Annotated in this window: 16 protein-coding genes; 10 read left to right on the top strand and 6 right to left on the bottom strand. The window is 74.4% G+C overall.

Annotation, left to right across the window (positions count from 1 at the left end; all coding sequences use genetic code 11):
- Nucleotides 1–11 precede the first annotated feature (11 nt).
- The 3 genes from M0M48_RS16250 to M0M48_RS16240 are packed head-to-tail and all read left to right on the top strand — an operon-like array spanning nt 12 to nt 3519.
- Complete coding sequence (locus M0M48_RS16250; RefSeq protein WP_257751931.1) at nt 12–1112, top strand: energy-coupling factor transporter transmembrane component T; 1101 nt, start codon at nt 12–14, stop codon at nt 1110–1112.
- Nucleotides 1109–2713: an ABC transporter ATP-binding protein gene (locus M0M48_RS16245; RefSeq protein ID WP_257751930.1), complete on the top strand. Its 1605-nt coding sequence runs from the start codon at nt 1109–1111 to the stop codon at nt 2711–2713. Before M0M48_RS16250 ends, M0M48_RS16245 begins: the two co-directional genes overlap by 4 nt.
- A complete protein-coding gene (locus M0M48_RS16240) occupies nt 2710–3519 on the top strand; it encodes an ECF transporter S component (RefSeq protein WP_374585340.1) in 810 nt (269 codons plus the stop codon). The genes M0M48_RS16245 and M0M48_RS16240 overlap by 4 nt, the downstream gene beginning before the upstream one ends.
- Here the strand turns inward: M0M48_RS16240 and M0M48_RS16235 are convergent.
- From M0M48_RS16235 to M0M48_RS16220, 4 genes are read right to left on the bottom strand one after another with little or no spacing between them, the layout of a single operon-like run.
- Complete coding sequence (locus M0M48_RS16235; RefSeq protein ID WP_257751929.1) at nt 3506–4684, bottom strand: PQQ-dependent sugar dehydrogenase; 1179 nt, start codon at nt 4682–4684, stop codon at nt 3506–3508. The two genes, M0M48_RS16240 and M0M48_RS16235, sit on opposite strands and share 14 nt — an antisense overlap.
- Entirely contained in the window at nt 4681–5616 is a 936-nt protein-coding gene (locus M0M48_RS16230) for an alpha/beta fold hydrolase (protein WP_257751928.1), read from the bottom strand. Before M0M48_RS16230 ends, M0M48_RS16235 begins: the two co-directional genes overlap by 4 nt.
- A 40-nt stretch (nt 5617–5656) precedes the next feature.
- A complete protein-coding gene (locus tag M0M48_RS16225; RefSeq protein ID WP_257751927.1) occupies nt 5657–6541 on the bottom strand; it encodes an EamA family transporter in 885 nt (294 codons plus the stop codon).
- A gap of 34 nt (nt 6542–6575) precedes the next feature.
- Nucleotides 6576–8489 carry a hypothetical protein gene (locus M0M48_RS16220; RefSeq protein ID WP_257751926.1) on the bottom strand — a complete coding sequence of 638 codons (1914 nt, stop codon included), beginning with the start codon at nt 8487–8489 and terminating at the stop codon, nt 6576–6578.
- A 124-nt stretch (nt 8490–8613) separates the two neighbouring features.
- Here M0M48_RS16220 and M0M48_RS16215 point away from each other — a divergent pair, with 124 nt between their 5' ends.
- Nucleotides 8614–11454 carry an ATP-binding protein gene (locus M0M48_RS16215; protein ID WP_257751925.1) on the top strand — a complete coding sequence of 947 codons (2841 nt, stop codon included), beginning with the start codon at nt 8614–8616 and terminating at the stop codon, nt 11452–11454.
- On the opposite strand, the gene M0M48_RS16210 is transcribed toward M0M48_RS16215, so the two are convergent.
- Entirely contained in the window at nt 11444–11749 is a 306-nt protein-coding gene (locus M0M48_RS16210) for a hypothetical protein (RefSeq protein ID WP_215817352.1), read from the bottom strand. The two genes, M0M48_RS16215 and M0M48_RS16210, sit on opposite strands and share 11 nt — an antisense overlap.
- Nucleotides 11750–11874: 125 nt before the next feature.
- On the opposite strand from M0M48_RS16210, the gene M0M48_RS16205 reads away from it, so the two are divergent.
- From M0M48_RS16205 to M0M48_RS16190, 4 genes are all read left to right on the top strand, one after another.
- On the top strand, nt 11875–12954 hold the full coding sequence (locus M0M48_RS16205) for a WD40/YVTN/BNR-like repeat-containing protein (protein WP_215817351.1): 1080 nt from the start codon (nt 11875–11877) through the stop codon (nt 12952–12954).
- Between the two features lie 25 nt (nt 12955–12979).
- Nucleotides 12980–13426: an SRPBCC family protein gene (locus M0M48_RS16200; protein WP_257751924.1), complete on the top strand. Its 447-nt coding sequence runs from the start codon at nt 12980–12982 to the stop codon at nt 13424–13426.
- Nucleotides 13427–13549: 123 nt separating this feature from the next.
- Nucleotides 13550–15397 carry a dihydroxy-acid dehydratase gene (ilvD, locus tag M0M48_RS16195; RefSeq protein WP_215817349.1) on the top strand — a complete coding sequence of 616 codons (1848 nt, stop codon included), beginning with the start codon at nt 13550–13552 and terminating at the stop codon, nt 15395–15397.
- Nucleotides 15398–15413: 16 nt separating this feature from the next.
- The gene (locus M0M48_RS16190) at nt 15414–16394 is read left to right on the top strand and encodes a pyridoxamine 5'-phosphate oxidase family protein (protein ID WP_257751923.1); all 981 of its coding nucleotides are present in this window, start codon (nt 15414–15416) and stop codon (nt 16392–16394) included.
- Here M0M48_RS16190 and M0M48_RS16185 read toward each other — a convergent pair.
- A complete protein-coding gene (locus M0M48_RS16185; RefSeq protein WP_257751922.1) occupies nt 16391–17377 on the bottom strand; it encodes an SGNH/GDSL hydrolase family protein in 987 nt (328 codons plus the stop codon). The two genes, M0M48_RS16190 and M0M48_RS16185, sit on opposite strands and share 4 nt — an antisense overlap.
- Nucleotides 17378–17441: 64 nt before the next feature.
- Here M0M48_RS16185 and M0M48_RS16180 point away from each other — a divergent pair, with 64 nt between their 5' ends.
- A complete protein-coding gene (locus M0M48_RS16180) occupies nt 17442–18158 on the top strand; it encodes a GNAT family N-acetyltransferase (protein ID WP_257751921.1) in 717 nt (238 codons plus the stop codon).
- A 4-nt stretch (nt 18159–18162) separates the two neighbouring features.
- The gene (locus M0M48_RS16175; RefSeq protein WP_257751920.1) at nt 18163–18321 is read left to right on the top strand and encodes a hypothetical protein; all 159 of its coding nucleotides are present in this window, start codon (nt 18163–18165) and stop codon (nt 18319–18321) included.
- The last annotated feature ends 31 nt before the right edge of the window (nt 18322–18352 follow it).

Raw genomic sequence — 18352 nt, 5'->3', positions numbered from 1 at the left:
GCGGTACGGCGATGAGGCTGTCGCGGGACCTGCATCCCGTGGCGTGGTGGACGTGGGCGGTGGGGCTGGCCGTCGCGTCCTCCTGTACGACGAACCCGCTGCTGCTCCTCGGCCTCCTCGCCACGATGACCCTCGTCGTCCTCACCTGCCGCTCCGACCAGCCCTGGGCGCGGTCGTTCCGGCTCTACGTCTGGCTCGGGGCGATCACGCTGGTGGTCCGGATCGTGTTCCGGATCGTGCTCGGTGGCGATGTGCCCGGGCACGTGCTGTTCACGTTGCCGTCGATCCCGCTGCCGGACTGGGCGGCGGGGATCTCGCTGCTGGGGCCGTTCACGCGGGAGGAGCTGCTGGCGGCGACCTACGAGGGGCTGCGGCTCGCGACGCTGCTGATCGCGGTGGGCTCCGCCAATGCGCTGGCCAACCCCAAGCGGCTGATGAAGTCGCTGCCGCCCGCCCTCTACGAGATCGGTACGGCGATGACGGTCGCGATCAGCGTCGTCCCCCAGCTGGCCGACAGCGCACGGCGGGTGCGGGCCGCGCAGCAGCTGCGGGGTGGGCCGGAGGGGCGGTTCCGCCGCATCCGTGGCGTACGACGGCTGCTGGTGCCGATCCTCGAGGACTCCTTCGACCGCTCGCTCGCGCTGGCCGCCGGCATGGACGCCCGCGGCTACGGTCGCACCGGTGATCTGACGCCGGGGCAGCGCCGGGCGACTGGGGCGCTGATCCTGGCCGGTCTGGTGGGGGTGTGCGTGGGTGTCTACGCCTTCCTCGACAGCTCGGCGCCGCGCGTGCTGGCGGTGCCGATGCTGGCGCTGGGCATGCTCGTCGCGCTCGGCGGGTTCGTGCTCGCGGGGCGCCGGGTGGGGCGAACGCGCTACCGCCCGGACCGCTGGCGACTACCCGAGGTGCTCGTCGCGGCGTCCGGGATCGCCGCAGGTGCGGGGATGTGGGCCGTCCAGCGCTGGGATCCGCAGGTCGCGCACCCCGGTGTCCTGACCGCGCCCGGCCTGTCCCTGCTGGCCGTCGCGGCCGCGCTCGTCGCGGTGGTGCCGGTGTGGGCGGCGCCGCTGCCGCTGACCGTGGCGCGGCGTGAGGCGGTGCCGGTCGGATGATCGAGCTGCGCGCCCTCACCTTCCGGTACGACGACCCGCCGGCCCCCGCGGTCCTCGACGCCGTGGACCTCACCATCGACAACGGCGAGCTGGTCGTGCTGGCCGGCCCCACCGGCGTCGGCAAGTCGACCCTGCTGGGCGCGGTCGCGGGTCTCGTGCCGTCCTACACCGGGGGGACGCTGACCGGCGACGTGCTCCTCGACGGCGTGAGCATCGTGGACCTCCCGGCCCGCGAGCGGGCCCACGCGATCGGGTACGTCGGCCAGAACCCCGCAGCCTGGTTCGTCACCGACACGGTCGAGGAGGAGCTCGCCTTCGGCATGGAGCAGCTCGGCCTCCCGGCCGCGACGATGCGCCGCCGGGTCGAGGAGACCCTCGACCTGCTCGGCATCGCCGACCTGCGCCACCGTGACCTGCGCACGCTCTCGGGCGGCCAGCAGCAGCGGGTGGCGATCGGCGCGGTGCTCACCGCGCACCCGCGGCTGCTGGTGCTCGACGAGCCGACCTCGGCGCTCGACCCCACGGCGGCCGAGGACGTCCTGGCCACGCTGACCCGGCTGGTCCACGACCTGGGGGTCTCGGTGCTCGTCGCCGAGCACCGGCTCGAGCGGGTGGTGCCGTTCGCCGACCGGCTGTGCCTGCTGCGCCGCGGCGGCACGGTCGAGGTGGGCGACCCGGCCGAGGTGCTGCGCGCGGCGCCGATCGCGCCGCCGATCGTCGAGCTGGGCCGGCTGGCCGGCTGGGACCCGCTGCCGCTCACCGTCCGTGACGCCCGCCGCCGGGCGCCCGCGCTGCGCGAGCGCCTCGGCGAGCCCCCGTCGCGTCCGCGGCCCGGCGACGGCGCCGACCCCCTCGTCGACGTACGGCGTCTCGTGGTCGCGCACGGCCGGACCGCCGCCGTCCGCGAGGTCGACCTCACCCTGCGTCCCGGCACCGTCACCGCGCTGATGGGCCGCAACGGCGCGGGCAAGTCCACGCTGATGTGGACGCTGCAGGGCCGGCACACGCCGACGGGCGGCAGCGTCGAGGTCGCCGGCCAGGCGCCGGCGAGCCTCAAGCCGGAGCAGCGCCGGGCGACGACCGGGCTGGTCCCGCAGAGCCCGGCCGACCTGCTCTACCTCGAGACCGTCGCCGAGGAGTGCGCCGCCGCCGACGCCTCCGCGCGCCAGCCCACGGGCACCTGCGCGGGCCTGCTCGACCGGCTCGCTCCCGGCATCGATCCCGAGCAGCACCCGCGGGACCTCTCCGAGGGCCAGCGCCTCGCGCTGGCGGTCTCGATCGTGCTCACCGCGCGGCCGCCGGTGCTGCTGCTCGACGAGCCGACCCGCGGCCTGGACTACCCGGCCAAGCACGCCCTCGCCGGGCTGCTGCGCGACCTGGCCCGCGAGCCCGGCCACGAGCGCGCCGTCCTCGTCGCCACCCACGACGTCGAGTTCGTCGCCCAGGTGGCCGACGACCTGGTCGTGCTCGCCGAGGGCGAGGTCGTCTCGGCCGGCCCGGTCGCCCGCGGGGTCGCGGAGTCGCCGTCGTTCGCGCCCCAGGTGACCAAGGTGCTGGGCCCGGGCTGGCTCAGCGTCGACGACGTGGCGGCCGCGCTGTGAGCACCGCGGTCCCGCTCAGCCTGCGCTCCACGCTGGTCCTCGGCATCACCTCGGTGATCGGCCTGCTCATGCTGTCGTGGCCGCTGCTCCTCGACGTCGACCCGAGCGCCCAGCGGGTCGACCCGCCGTTCCTCTTCCTCGGCCTGCTGCCGGTGATCCTCGCCGTCGTCCTGGCCGAGCTCAGCGAGGGCGGCATGGACGCCCGGGTGCTCGCCATCCTCGGCGTCCTCAGCGCGGTCAACGCCGTGCTCCGCCTCCTCAGCGCCGGTACGGCGGGCCTCGAGCTGGTCTTCTTCCTGCTGATCCTCGGGGGCCGGGTGTTCGGCGCCGGCTTCGGGTTCGTGCTCGGCTGCACGTCCCTGTTCGCCTCGGCCCTGATGACCGCCGGGGTGGGGCCCTGGCTGCCGTTCCAGATGCTCGTCGCGGCCTGGGTCGGCATGGGCGCGGGCCTGCTCCCGCGGCGCGTCACCGGACGCCGCGAGATCGCGATGCTCGTGGTCTACGGCATCGTCGCGGCCTACCTCTACGGCCTGCTGATGAACCTCCAGGGCTGGCCGTTCATGGCCGGCGTACAGGTGCCGGGGCAGGACTCGACCGAGCTGTCGTACGTCCCCGGGGCACCGCTGCTCGACAACCTGCACCACTTCGTGGTCTACACACTGCTGACCTCGACCGGCGGCTGGGACACCGGCCGGGCGATCACCAACGCGCTCGCGCTCGCGCTGCTCGGTCCGGCGGTGCTCACCACGCTGCGCCGCGCGGCCCGGCGGGCCCGGGTCGAGAGGCCCGCCGCTACGGCTCGATGAGCAGGATGCGGTCGTCGTCGGCGCCCGGGTCGCCCCGGCCGTCGCGGTTGCTGGTGGTGAGCCAGAGCCGTCCGTCGGGGGCCCGGACGACCGTCCGCAGCCGCCCGTACGACGCCTCGTCGCCCTTGCCGGTGAAGTAGGCCGTCGGCTCGCTCGCCTCGCCGCCGGCGACCTTGATCCGCCACAGCCGCTCGCCGCGCAGCGCGGCCATCCACAGGTAGCCGCCGGAGAACGCCAGCCCGGCGGGGGAGGCCTCGTCGGTGGGCCAGGTCAGCGCCGGCCGGGTGAACCGGTCGGGGCCCTCGTCGCCCTCGGCGAGCGGCCAGCCGTAGTCGGCGCCGGGGAGGATCCGGTTGAGCTCGTCGGAGGTCTGGTCGCCGAACTCCGAGGCCCACAGCGAGCCCTGGTCGTCGAAGGCGAGGCCCTCGATGTTGCGGTGGCCCCACGACCACACGGCGTCGCCGAACGGGTTGTCGGGGGCAGGCTCACCGTCGGGGGTGATCCGCAGGATCTTGCCGGCCAGGGACTTCTTGTCGCGCGCGAGGTCGGTGTCGCCGGTCTCGCCGGTCGATACGTAGAGGTAGCCGTCGCTGCCGAACGCGAGCCGGCCGCCGTCGTGGCGGGTGCCGGTCGGGATGCCGGTGAGGACGGGCTCGGGGGTGCCGAGCCGGTCGCCGTCGAGGGTGGCGCGCACGACGCGGTTGTCGTCCTCGGTGCAGACGTAGAGGTAGACGAGCCCGTCCTCGGCGAAGGTGGGGGACACGGCGACGCCGAGCAGGCCGGCCTCACCGGAGGCCTGGGCCTCGGCGATCCGGCCGGCCTCGACGACCTCGCCCTCCTGGTCGGTCGGCTCGCCGTCGCTCACCTCGGGCGCGGTGACGAGCAGGACCCGGCCGGTGCGCTCGGTGACGATCGCACGCCCGTCGGGCAGGAAGTCCAGGCCCCACGGGGTGTCCAGGCCGCTGGCCACGGTCGCGACCACGTCGGGGACGCCGTCGACGGTGAAGATCACCTTGCCGTCGACGACCGAGCCGGTCGGGGCGGCGCTCGCGGTGCTGACGACGTCGACCTTGCTCTCGTTGCCGCCCTGGCTGCAGCCGGCGGCGACGAGGGCGAGGACGGCGGCGCCGGCGATCCCGGCGGCGGTACGGGGGCGGCGGGTCACGCGACGTGCTCCAGGAACTCGAGCAGCAGCCGGTGCACCCGGTCGGGCTGCTCGAGCTGGACGAAGTGGGAGCCGCGCAGCTCGACGTAGGCGCTGTCCTGGCCGTTGTCGGTGAGCCGGCGCGCGGCGCTGGCCATGTCGCGGGCACCGGCCAGGACGTCGTACGTCGCGGAGACGAACATCGTGGGGACCTGGATCTTGCTCAGCCGGACCCGCGGGTGGCGCGAGGTGCTGATCGCGAGGTGGGCGTACCAGTCGACGGGCGTGGTGAGGAACTCCTGGAGGCCGACCGCGGCGGCCTCGGGATCGGCCATCGGGAACATGAAGCCGGTCCGCCCGAGCAGTCGGACCACGGCCGGGGTCATCGGGAGGTTGCGCACGATCGGGTTGACCGCCCAGCCGGCGTGCTTGGCGACGCGGCAGGCGTTGACGGTGACGGCGCGGGCGAGCAGCCGCGGCAGGTGGAGCGGGCCGAGCATGGTGGCGAAGGTGTCGCCGGGGACCCCGCACATCGCGAAGATGCCGCGCACCCGCTCGGGGTGGCGGTAGGTCAGCTCGAAGGCGGTGTTGACGCCCATCGACCAGCCCATGAGGACGGCGCTGTCGATGCCGAAGTGGTCCATCACGGACAGGCCGTCCTGGACGAAGTGCTCGATCTCGACGTGCCGCTTGTCGGCGGGCCGCTCGGAGCCGCCGACGCCGCGGTGGTTCCACGAGACCACCCGGACGCCGCACTCGGGGTCGAGCAGCCACGGCCAGAGGTAGGGGTTGGTGCCCAGGCCGTTGCAGAGGACGACGGTGGGCCCGTCGATCACCCCGTCGGGGTCGTTGGTCCAGGCGCGCACGTGCGTCCCGTCGTCCGACAGGATGTCGCGGAACGCGATCGACGCGGGCCGGACGCGCTGCTCGGGCCGGGGAGCGGAGGTCGACATGGCGTCGATTCTGCACGACGCGGACGCCGGACCGGCGTACTCACCCCGCTGCGGCGTCCGGATGGACCATCCGGCGGGTCGCCCGGGTGGCGCCGACGCTGGCCACGACGACGCAGGCGATGGCGGCCCACTGGACGGGGGCGAGGGACTCCCCGACGACCGCGAGGCCGGCCAGGGCGGCGGCGGCCGGCTCCATGCTCATCAAGATGCCGAAGGTGGCCGGGGGCAGGGTGCGCAGGGCGGCGAGCTCGGCGCTGTAGGGGATGACCGAGCTGAGCAGGCCGACGGCGGCGCCCAGCAGGAGGATGCGCTGGTCGCCCAGGGCGGCGTCGTCGACGGTGAGCAGGAGGGGGGAGAGCGCGACGACGGCGACGAGGCTGGCGATGGCGAGGCCGTCGATGCCTTCCCAGCGGCGTCCGGTGGCGGCGCTGGAGAGGATGTAGCCGGCCCAGGCGGCTCCGGCCAGGACGGCGTACGCGACGCCGAGGGGGTCGAGGTGGCCGCGCTCGAAGCCGAGCAGGAGCACGCCGAGGGCGGCCAGGGCGACCCAGCCGAGGTCGCGCGGCCGGCGGAACCCGATCGCGGCGAGCAGGAGCGGGCCGATGAACTCGATGGTGACCGCGACGCCGATGGGGATGCGGGAGAACGACTGGTAGATGCCCCAGTTCATGGCGCCCAGGCACAGGCCGTAGCGGGCGGCGATGATCCAGTCGGTGCGGCTGCGTCCGCGCAGGCGGGGCCGGGCCCACAGCAGCAGGACGACGGCGCTGGTGGCGAGGCGGAGCCAGACGACGCCGTTGGGCTCGATGTCGGTGAACAGGCGCTTGGCGAAGCCGGCGCCGAGCTGGACCGAGCAGATGCCGAGGATGACGAGACCGACCGCCACACCCAGCGGCGGGCCGTGGGTGGGGCGGTCGGTCTGCACGGGCTCACGGTAAGGGGCGGCCCGGGGTGGAGTGCTACTTGGCGACGACCACGCCGTCGATCATCACCTTGCGGCCGGTCTTGCTGACCACCTTGATCTTGAGGGTGCCGCCCTGGACGCTGCCGAAGGTGGCGATCGGGAGGACGACCTTGGCGCCCTTGCCCTTGAGGCTGATCCGGCGCACGACCTTGCCGTTCCAGATCACCGCGACCTTGCCGCCCTTGGCCGACCGGCCGGCGACGAGGGCGAGGCGCCGGGCCTGGACGCCCTTGAGCTTGAGCACCCGGCCGCGCTTCTTGGTGACCGAGAGCGTGCCGTCGTAGTGACCGGCCTTGGCCGCCCGGCTCCAGCCGTGGCCGGCCAGGGCCCGGTCGTCGAGCGGGACGCTCGTGCACCGCTCGGCGGAGCGCAGGCCGAGGTTGGCGAGCTTGTCGACCGACTGCACCGCGAAGCAGTACGTCGACCCGCGGGTGCCGGAGAACTGCGTCGCCGATCCGGTCAGGTCGTTGCCGCCGACCTGCGCGGTGCCGAGCGCCTGGGCGTTCCAGGCGGCCGAGCGGACCAGGAGGTCGGTGGTCTTGACCCCGGCCAGCGCGTCGGTCGCGGACCAGGTCACGCCGAACGACGGGGCCAGGACCTGCGGCCCGGGGGCGGTGACGGTGCCGCTCGGTCCGGCCAGGTCGAGGAAGTCGGCCTGCACGAAGGACGATAGCCCGTTCTCGACGACGCCGACGGTGACCACGTTGCCCTCGCGGTCCATGTCCGCCGCGATCGGGCCGTCGGCCGCGCCGCCCGGGTAGCCGCTGAAGAGGTGGATCGGGTTGGTCCGGTAGCGCAGCACGAGGTCGTCGTCGCCGTTGTGCGCGACGACCTGGGCGCCGCGGTCGGAGACCAGCGCGACGTGGCGCGCCTGGCTGGCGGTGTCGGGGTCGACGATGCCGGCCGGGCCGAACCCGGCGTCGGGCTTGGCGAGCGCGCCGCGCAGCAGGTAGTCGTTGCCGTCGAAGTCCGACCAGGTCGCCCAGATCGTGCCGTTCGGGCTCACTGCGAGGCTGCGCTGGGCGGCGGAGGCGCCGGGGCCGGAGAGGATGCTCGGGGCGCCGGGCAGCCCGGTGCCGCCGACCTTGGCCACCGAGGCCCGGTAGACGCCGTCGTCCTGGCCCGCGAAGGCGACCGCGCCCCGGCCGTCGTCGGCGATGCCCACCTCGCTCTCCTGCTGCACCGAGCCGCTCCAGGCGACGGCGACCGAGGTGGACCACGAGGTGGTCGGGGTGCGGCGGGTGACCATGACGTCGCCGCCGTTGTTCGAGCTGTAGTACGACAGCAGCGCGGTGCCGGCCGGGTTCACGGCGAGCGACGGCGCGAACGCGTGGTCGTCGATCGTGGCGAACAGCGGACCGCCGCCCCGGGGCCACAGCGCGGTCTGCACCCGGTCGACGCCCTGGGTGCTGGTCGCGGTGGCGACGTGCAGCCGGCCGGCGGCGTCCATGGCGACGTCGGTGGCCTGGACGCTGTCGGTCTGCACGTTGAGCGGCGTCGAGCCGTCCCAGGTGCCGTTGCCGAGGTAGCGCGTGCCGCGGACCCGCTCGTCACCGAGGATCGTCTCGCTCCAGACCACGGCGATGTCGCCCTTGTCGTTGGCCGCGACGTGGACGTCGTTGCCGTCGGTGACCGCGGTCGCGGTGACCGCCTTGGGGGAGGACCAGACGCCGTTGGTCGCGATCGCGGCATAGACCTTGTCGCCGCCGGGCACCGGGCGCACCCAGGCCGCGACGGCGTCGCCGGGGCCGGTGCTGACGACGTCGACCGACTCCGGGACGTCGCCGCTGGTGCTGATGTTGCCGCTGTCGATCCCGCCGGCCGCCGTGGCGGGGGCGCCGGCCAGGCCGGCGGTCAGGGTGCCGGCGGCGAGAGCCGCGGCGGTCAGTCCGAGAAGCTGGGTGCGCATCGTGGTGCCTTTCGTGGTTCCTTGGGGTGGCACCACGCTCGCCGGGAGCGGGGGTGCCTGACATCCGCGCACACCACCGAGCCAACGCCCGGCGGCACGGAACCAAGAGATCTACGATGCCGAGGTGCGTTCCCCCCGGCTCGTGTCCCGCACTGCCGAGCGCGCGCGCCTGCACACCGCCCTCGACGGGCTGCGCGCGGGGCACGGCGGGCTCTGGGTGCTGCGCGGCGATCCCGGGGTGGGCAAGTCGCGGCTGGCCGGAGCGCTCGCCGCCGAGGCCGCGGACGCCGGGCTGGAGGTGCTCTCGGGCCGCGCCGTCCCCTCCGGTACGCCGACCCCGCTGCGCCCGCTCGGCGAGGCCCTGCTCGCGTGGCTGCGCACCCACGAGGTGCCCGACGACCGGCTGCTGGCGCCCTACCTGCCCACGCTGGCCCGGCTGGCCCCCCAGCTCGGCGCGGTCGCCCCCGACGGCGCGTCCTCGGTGATGCTGCTCGGCGAGGGCCTGCTCCGGCTCGCCCGGGCGGTCGAGGCGCCCGGGATGCTGCTGGTGATCGAGGACCTGCACTGGGCCGACCCCGAGACGCTGGCGCTGGTGGAGTACCTCGGCGACAACGCCCGGGAGGTCCCGCTGGCCGTCGTCACCACCTGCCGGCTGCACGAGTCGCCGGCGGCCAACGAGCTCGTCACCGCGCTGGAGTGGCGCCGCTCGGCAGAGCTCGTCGAGGTCGCCCCGCTGGCCGACGAGGACGTCGCCGCGGTCGCGATCGCGTGCCTCGGGAGCGCGCCGCCGGCCGAGGTGGTCGCCTGGTTGCAGCGCTACAGCGCCGGCTACCCGCTGCTGGTCGAGGAGATGCTCGCCGACCTGCACGACGCCGGGGTGCTCGCGCAGGCTCCCGGCGACGGTGCCTGGACGCTGGCCGGGCCGCTGCCGGTGCTCGTGCCGCGCCCGTTCGTGCGCTCGGTCGAGGGCCGGTTGGCCGAGGTCGGCGAGCACGCCCGCCAGGTCGCCACGGCTGCCGCGATGCTGGGGCCCGAGCTCGACTGGCGGCTGCTCGCCGCGGCGCTGGACCTGTCCGGGACCGAGGTGGCGGCGGCGCTGCACGAGCTGCGGGGCCAGCGGCTCGTCGTACCGGTGACGGCGGAGCGGTTCGCCTTCCGGCACGCGCTCACCCGCGAGGCCGTGCTGACCGGACTCCTCGCACCCGAGCGCGCCCGCCTCGCGGGGCTGCTGGCCGCGGCGCTGGCCGAGGGGGCCGAGGGCGCCGAGGACCACCTGCGCCTCGCCGAGCTGTACGAGGCGGCCGGTGACGACGAGCGCGCGGTCGCGCTGTGGCTGGCCACCGCCCGGGACGCGATCGGCCGCGGGGCGCTGGTCAGCGCCGGCGAGGCGCTGGGCCGGGCGCTGGCCCGGTGCGAGCCCGGCAGCCCGCTGGAGACCGAGGTCCGCGAGGCCGAGGTCGAGGTGCACGCGCTCGCCGGTGACGTCCCGCAGGCGCTGGCGGCCGGCGAGGTGCTGACCGCGGAGCTCGCCGGTGCGCCGGGCCGGCTGGCCGCCGTACGGCTGCGACTGGCGCGGGCGCTGCTGGCCGGGGGACGCTGGGACGAGGCCGAGGCGATGCTCGCCGCGGCCGCGGGCCACGACCCGGCCGCGGAGGAGGTCCTCGCCGCGCGGCTCGCCCTGGGTCGCGAGGACGACGTCGCGGCCGCCGAGCGGGCCGCGGCCGCGCTCGCCGCGGTGGGGGAGGACCGCCCCGAGATCGCCTGCGAGGCGTGGGAGGTGCTCGGCCGGGCGGCCCGGGCCCGCGACTACGTCGCCGCCGAGGACGCCTTCGAGGCGGGCTTCCGGCTCGCCGACGCCCACGACCTGGCGCTGTGGCGCTGCCGCCTGCTCGCGGCGCTCGGCTCGCTCGACCTCGCCGCGCGCCGGCCGGTCGAGGACCGGCTCGTGGCGGCCCGGCGGGCCGCGCTCGACGCGGGTGCGATCGGGACCGCGGCCCGGATCGAGATCGAGCTCAACCTGGTCCGGATCCGCTACCTCGACCTCGACGAGGCGATGGCGGCGGTCGACAACGCGATCACGATGATGACCCGGCTGCGGCTGCCGGACCTCGCCACGGCGTACCTGCTGCGGGCGGCGACGCACGGCCTGGCCGCGCGCACCGACGCGATGGAGGCCGACGTCGCCGTGGCGCTCGGTCTGCCGATGGACGAGGGGGTGCGCGCGGTCGGCGTCCCGGGCCACATCCGCTCGTTCGTCGCCCTCGCCCATGCCCGGTACGACGAGGCGCGGGCCGAGCTCGGCCTCGCGATGACCCACCACCGGCGCTCGCCGAGCATGCCGTTCTCGCTGCGCGGGTTCTGGGCGCTGCTGGAGACCGCCCTCACCGGTGACGGTGCCGCCGCCCGCGAGGAGGTCCGCACCGGCCCACAGGCCAACAGCCCGCACAACTGGTTCGCGCTCCGGTACGCCGACGCGATCGCGCTCGGCCGGTCCGGGGACGCGGCCGAGGCGGAGCGGGTCTTCGCCGACGCCGAGTGGGGACTGCCCGGCCGCGAGCCCTGGCCCGAGCTCCACGCCCGGTTCCTCGTCGCCGTGGCCGCCGCCCGCGACGGTTGGGGGACGCCGGAGGCGTGGTTCCGCCACGTGCTCGACGGCCTGGTCGGCTACGGCCTGACCGAGGCGGCGTCGGCCTGCCGGGTGGCGATGCGCGAGGCCGGCTTCGCGGTGCCGCGCAAGTCCGCCGGTGCGGAGCGGCTCCCGCCCCACCTGCAGCGGCTCGGCGTCACCGCCCGCGAGCGCGACGTCCTCGTGCTGGTCGCCGAGGGGCTGCAGAACAAGCAGATCGCCGACCGGCTCTACCTCTCCGTGCGCACCGTCGAGACCCACGTCGCCCGGCTCCTCCAGCGCACCGGCGCCGCCGAGCGCGGCGAGCTGGCCGCGCACCTGGTGCCCCCTACGGCGTGACGCTCGGCCGGACGGCCAGACCCAGGTCCGCGACCGGCTCCAGCCGCTCGCACCACCACGAGCGGGCCCGGTCGCGGGTGCCGGGCCGCAGCGCCGCCTCGAGCTCGGGGACGGCGTCGGTGCCGTCGAGGTCGAGCACCACCGTGCAGCGGTCGTGCTCCGGGCTCAGCAGCCAGCGGCTGGTGACGAACCCCGGCAGCCGGCGCAGCCACGGCGCGACCTCGCCGCGCAGCCGGCCCAGCACCTCGTCGCTGCGGTCGGGGACCAGCACCAGGGTGACCAGCAGCGTCGTCATGGCGCCAGCGTGGGGGAGGCGCGGCCGGCGTACATCCGTGGTCGCCACGGATTCAACGTCCGGGCGATGACTTTTGCCCGCCCCCGGGGTCACAGTGGACAAGGCACCCCGGACGAGGAGGAACCATGACCACGATCCTGATGGTGGGCACCCGCAAGGGCCTGTGGGTAGGTACGTCGGCCGACCGGGTCGACTGGACGTTCACCGGGCCGCACCACGACATGGAGGAGGTCTACTCCTGCCTCGTCGACACCCGCGGCGCCACGCCCCGGCTGTTCGCGGGCGCCTCGTCGAGCTGGCTCGGGCCGCAGCTGCGCTGGTCCGACGACCTCGGCGCGACCTGGCAGGAGACCCCCAACGGCGCGATCCGCTTCCCCGAGGGCGCCGGGGCGACCGTGGAGCGGATCTGGCAGCTCGTGCCGGGGGTCGGCGAGGGCGTGCTGCACGCCGGCACCGAGCCGGGCGCGGTCTTCACCTCGACCGACGGCGGCGCGTCGTTCCGGCTCGAGGAGGGCCTCTGGAACCACCCGCACCGCCCCGAGTGGGACGCCGGCTTCGGCGGCCAGGCCTTCCACACCGTGCTCCCGCACCCCACCGACGGACGCTCGCTCACCGCGGCGCTCTCGACCGGTGGCGTCTACCAGACGCGCGACGGCGGGCAGTCCTGGGCGCCGCGCAACCACGGCATCCGTGCGGACTTCCTGCCCGAGGACCAGCGCTACCCGGAGTTCGGCCAGTGCGTGCACAAGGTCACCCGGCACCCCTCCCGCCCCGAGCGGCTCTACGCCCAGAACCACGGCGGCGTCTACCGCTCCGACGACGAGGGCGGCTCGTGGACCTCGATCGGCGACAGCCTGCCCAGCGACTTCGGCTTCCCGATCGTCGTGCACCCCCACCGGCCCGACACCGTGTGGGTCTTCCCGCTCGGCGGCGGCGACCGCCGCTACCCGCCCGAGGCGCAGCCCCGGGTCTGGCGCTCCGACGACGCCGGAGAGACCTGGACCGCCTACGGCACCGGCCTGCCCGACGCCTTCTACGTCGGGGTGATGCGCGACGCGATGTGCGCCGACAGCCACGACCCGGCCGGGCTCTACCTCGGCGCCCGCAACGGCTCGGTCTGGGCCTCCGCGGACGACGGCGAGACCTGGCGCCAGATCGCGGCCGACCTGCCTGACGTCATGTCGGTCAAGGTCGGTGTTGCGTAGCGCCTGGCGGTCCTAGGCTGCCGTCATGCCCGCTTTCGCGCAGACCCACGAGACGATGATCGCCGCGCCGGCCGCGACCGTCCACGCGCTCGTCGACGACTTCCACGAGTGGATCAAGTGGTCCCCCTGGGAGGGCCTCGACCCCGACCTGCGCCGCACGTACGACGGCGCGGGCGTCGGGGCGTCGTACGCCTGGGAGGGGAACAAGAAGGCCGGCGAGGGCCGGATGACGTTCACCTCGATCACGCCCCAGCAGGTCGTCGTCGACCTCGAGTTCCTCAAGCCGTTCAAGGCGCAGAACGTGGTGACCTTCGACCTCACCCCCGCCGGCGACGGCACCCGGGTGGCGTGGACGATGAGCGGTGAGCGGAACCTGCTGTTCGCCGTCCTGGGGCGGCTGTTCTTCGACAAGGCGATCGCCAAGGACTTCCGGAGGGGGCTCGCCTCGCTCAAGGCGGCGGCTGAGGAGTGACGGGAGTTTCGCCGGTCGACCGGCGAAACTCACACCTGACCGACGAAGTTCCGTCGGTCCAGTGTGAGTTTCACCGGTCGACCGGCGAAACTGTCCGCGCCACCACAGGCGTAGCCTTGGACCATGCCCACCCTCCGCTCAGCGACGTCCACCTCGGGCCGCAACATGGCCGGCGCGCGTGCCCTCTGGCGCGCCACCGGCATGACCGACTCGGACTTCGGCAAGCCGATCATCGCCATCGCCAACTCGTTCACCGAGTTCGTTCCCGGTCACGTCCACCTTCGTGACCTCGGCAAGATCGTCGCGGAGTCGGTCGTAGCGTCCGGCGGCGTCGCCAAGGAGTTCAACACGATCGCGGTCGACGACGGCATCGCGATGGGCCACGGCGGCATGCTCTACTCGCTGCCCAGTCGCGAGCTGATCGCGGACGCCGTGGAGTACATGGTCCAGGCCCACTGCGCCGACGCCATCGTGTGCATCTCCAACTGCGACAAGATCACCCCCGGCATGCTGCTGGCCGCGCTGCGGCTCAACATCCCGGTCGTGTTCGTCTCCGGTGGCCCGATGGAGGCCGGCAAGACGACGGCGATCGAGGGCATCGTGCACAGCAAGCTCGACCTGGTCGACGCGATGTCGGCCTCGGCCAACGACGCGGTCACCGACGAGCAGCTCGACACCATCGAGCGCTCCGCGTGCCCGACCTGCGGCTCGTGCTCGGGCATGTTCACCGCCAACTCGATGAACTGCCTCACCGAAGCGATCGGCCTGTCCCTGCCCGGCAACGGCTCGACGCTGGCCACGCACGCCAAGCGCCGCGCGCTGTTCGAGGAGGCCGGCCGGGTCGTCATGGACCTGTGCCGCGCCTACTACGAGAACGACGACGAGTCGGTGCTGCCGCGCAACATCGCCAGCCGCGAGGCGTTCGAGAACGCGGTCGCGCTCGACGTCGCGATGGGCGGCTCGACCAACACCGTGCTGCACCTGCTGGCCGCCGCCCGCGAGGCCGAGCTCGACTTCGACGTGCACCACATCGACGCGATCTCGCGCCGGGTGCCGTGCCTGTCCAAGGTGGCCCCCAACTCGCCGAAGTTCCACATGGAGGATGTCCACCGGGCCGGCGGCATCCCCGCCCTGCTCGGTGAGCTGCGCCGCGGCGGCGCGCTCCACGAGAACGTCCACTCGGTCCACTCCGCCGACCTCGACTCGTGGCTCGGCGCCTGGGACATCCGGGGCGAGAACCCGTCGGCCGAGGCGCTCGAGTTGTTCCAGGCCGCGCCGGGCGGTGTCCGCACGACCGAGCCGTTCTCGACCGAGAACCGCTGGGGCGAGCTCGACACCGACGCCGCCGAGGGCTGCATCCGCGACTTCGAGCACGCCTACAGCGCCGACGGCGGCCTGGCGATCCTGACCGGCAACATCGCCGTCGACGGCTGCGTGGTCAAGACCGCCGGCGTCGCCGAGGAGGCGCTGGTCTTCCACGGGACGGCGATCGTCTTCGAGTCCCAGGACGCCGCGGTCGAGGGCATCCTCGGCAAGAAGGTCGAGGCCGGCCACGTCGTGGTGATCCGCTACGAGGGTCCCAAGGGCGGGCCGGGCATGCAGGAGATGCTCTACCCGACCGCCTTCCTCAAGGGCCGTGGCCTGGGCGCGAAGTGCGCGCTGATCACCGACGGCCGCTTCTCCGGCGGCACGAGCGGGCTGTCCATCGGGCACGTCTCGCCCGAGGCGGCCGGCGGCGGGCTGATCGCGCTCATCGAGGACGGCGACCCGATCTCGATCGACATCCCGAACCGCACGATCCACCTCGACGTCGACGACCACACGCTGTTCGAGCGCAAGATCCTCCAGGAGAAGCGCGACAAGCCCTACACCCCGCTCGACCGGGAGCGCCCGGTCTCGGCGGCCCTGCGGGCCTACGCGTCGATGGCCACCGCGGCCTCCGACGGCGCCTACCGCCGCGTCCCGGACTGATCGGGAGGCCGGGCGGATGGGCAAGGTCCACGCACGCGTCGACGGGCGCCTGCGCGCGTTCGTCGAGCGCCAGCAGGTGTTCTTCGTCGGCACCGCGCCGCTGTCCGGCGAGGGTCACGTCAACGTCTCGCCGCGCGGCATCCCGGGCACGTTCGGGCTGCTCGACGAGCGGACCTTCGCCTGGGTCGACACCTCGGGCAGCGGCAGCGAGACCATCGCCCACGTACGCGAGAACGGCCGCATCGTGGTGATGTTCTGCGCCTTCGACGGCGCCCCCAACATCGTCCGCTTCCACGGCCGCGGCCGCGTGGTGACCCGCTACGACGAGGCCTACGCCGAGCTCGCCGGGCGCTTCGACGACGTACCGGGGGCGCGGGCGGTGATCGTCGTCGACATAGAGCGGATCTCCGACGCCTGCGGCTACGGCGTCCCGCTGATGGACTACGTCGGTGAGCGCGACCTGCTGCCGCGCTACTTCGGCCGCAAGGGCGTCGAGGGCTCCGCGGACTACCGACGTCGCAAGAACCGCACGAGCATCGACGGCCTGCCCGCCTTCGACTTCGACCCGCTCGACGAGTGGACCACCCTGGCCGGCCTGGGCCGGATCCGGGTGCGCCTGGGCGAGCAGATCGAGGGCTGGCAGCAGCCGGTCGGCTACGGCCTCGCGCTCGACGGCGAGCCCGGCTACGTCAACGCCCCCGGCGGCATGCACGGCCTGCCGGCCGTCGTCCTGGCGACGGTGCTCAAGCACGACGGCACCACCGCCACCCTCGACGTGACGCCCCAGCAGCTCGACGAGGCGATCACCGCGCTCTCGCCGGCCGAGGCCTGCACCGAGGTCGACCACCCGAACCTGTGGGCCTGGCAGGCGCTGCGCGAGCGGCTGCGCGCCCAGGACGGCCGGGGCCGGCTGAGCGCCGTGTTCGTGCGCGACGTGGCCGACCCGGTCTCGTCCGAGGACGATGCGGCCCTGCGCGCCGCTTGGGACGCTTCTTAGCGGCTGCGCATCACCCGCAGCACCGACGCCGCCTGCGCCCGCGCCCCGGCGGCGTTCGGGTGCGCCGGTACGGCGACCGCGAGGTCGTTGACGGAGACCACGCCGAGCCCCTCGACGTACCGGGTCCGGGGGCCGGTGCACACGCCGTGCCCCCGGCTCAGCGGGTGGGTGTCGACGAGCTCGGCGCCGCCGCGGCGCGCGGCCCGGGCGAGCATCGCGTTGAGCTTGACGAAGACGCCGTGCAGGTAGGCCATGTCGGGATTCGTGATCGGCACGATCGGCCAGCACCCCTTGGCCGGGATCGCGTCGAGGTAGTTGACCAGCAGCACCCGTGCCCGCGGCGAGCGCCGGTGGATCTCCTGGAGCGCCCGCACGACCTTGATCTCGGAGCGGGCGACGTTCTGGGCCAGCCGGTCCACCCCACCCCGGGTGAACCGCTCCTTGCAGCCGCCCAGCGGCAGTTGACCCACGTCGATCAGGGGCAGCACGTCGGGCAGCGGGAGCCGGGGGAGCGGGACGCCGACCGGCAGCGCCGAGATGCACGACATCGCGCCGCTCGCGACGCCGGCGTCGTTGCCCCCGATGCCGACGGTGACCAGGTCGGTCGTCCTCGTGAGCCGGTCGAATTGGGGCCGGTTGACCCCGCCGAGCGGCAGCTTCTGGGGCTGGGTGAAGTGGTCGGTGGTCGCCGAGCCGCAGGTGGCGTCGCGGAACCTCGTCACGCCCAGCTGCTTCGCGACGAGCTTGGGGTAGTTGCGGTGCGACTGCGCGCAGTCGATCGGCACGTGGGTCCGGTCCGGCAGCCCGTCCTTGTCGAAGAACACGACGTCGGCCGACCACGAGTCGCCGAGCGCGACGTACTCGCGGTAGCGCGGCGGCGCCGCCGCCCCGGCGCTCGGCGAGGGGGCCGTCACCGCCACGGCGAGCGCGGGGGCGGCGAGGGCGAGCAGGCTCGCGACGACGGACGTACGACGGAGGCGCATGTCCTGCTCAACGAGCGGAGGTGACGCCGGTCACAGGTGACCGGCCGCGTGCTAGAACGGGCGCGTGCCCGAGACCAACCCCCACGGTCAGCAGGTCGGCGCCGTCGTGCCCGGCTGGACCCCGCGCCCGGCCCCGCAGGGCGTGCGGCTCGCGGGCCGCTACGTCACCGTCGAGCCCCTCGCCGACGCACACGCCCCCGCGCTCCACGCGGCGCTGTGCGCCCCCGAGGACGCCCCGCTGTGGACCTACCGCCCCCAGGACGCCCCCGCGACCGTCGCGGCCATGCGCGCGCTCGTCGCGGCCCACGTCGCCGCCGTCGAGGCATCCCCGCCGATGCTGACCTGGGCGCTCGTCCCGGCCGGCCGCGGCGCCGAGGGCATCGCGTCGTACATGAGGATCGAGCCGGGCCACGGCCAGGTCGAGGTGGCCGGCGTCCTCTACGCCCGCACCCTCCAGCGCACGCCCGCGGCCACCGAGGCGATCCACCTGCTGCTGCGCTACGCCTTCGACGAGCTCGGCTACCGCCGCTTCGAGTGGAAGTGCGACAGCCTCAACGAGCCCTCGCGGCGGGCGGCGGCGCGGCTGGGGTTCCGCTACGAGGGGCGGTTCCGCAACCACATGGTCACCAAGGGCCGCAACCGCGACACCGACTGGTTCTCGATCACCGACACCGAGTGGCCCGCCGTACGGGCGGCGCACGAGCGGTGGCTCGACCCGGCCAACTTCGCCCCCGACGGCAGCCAGCGCACGTCGTTGAGCGCACTCACCGTGCTGGACTGAGCCTGTGGACCAGCGGATCAGCTTCCTCACCCTCGCCGTCGCCGACCTCGACGCGACCCGCCGCTTCTACCGCGGCGGCCTCGGTTGGGTGCCGGAGCTGGACGTCCCGATCACCACCGGACCCGGCGTCGTGCCGATCGCCTTCGCGCACAACCTTCCCTAGCCCTGCGGAGGTCGACGCGGCACTGGAGCAG

Source organism: Pimelobacter simplex, from assembly GCF_024662235.1.
Taxonomy (GTDB): domain Bacteria; phylum Actinomycetota; class Actinomycetes; order Propionibacteriales; family Nocardioidaceae; genus Nocardioides.
The sequence above is the reverse complement of the archived record's forward strand: the minus strand, read 5'-3'. Positions and strand labels throughout refer to the sequence as shown.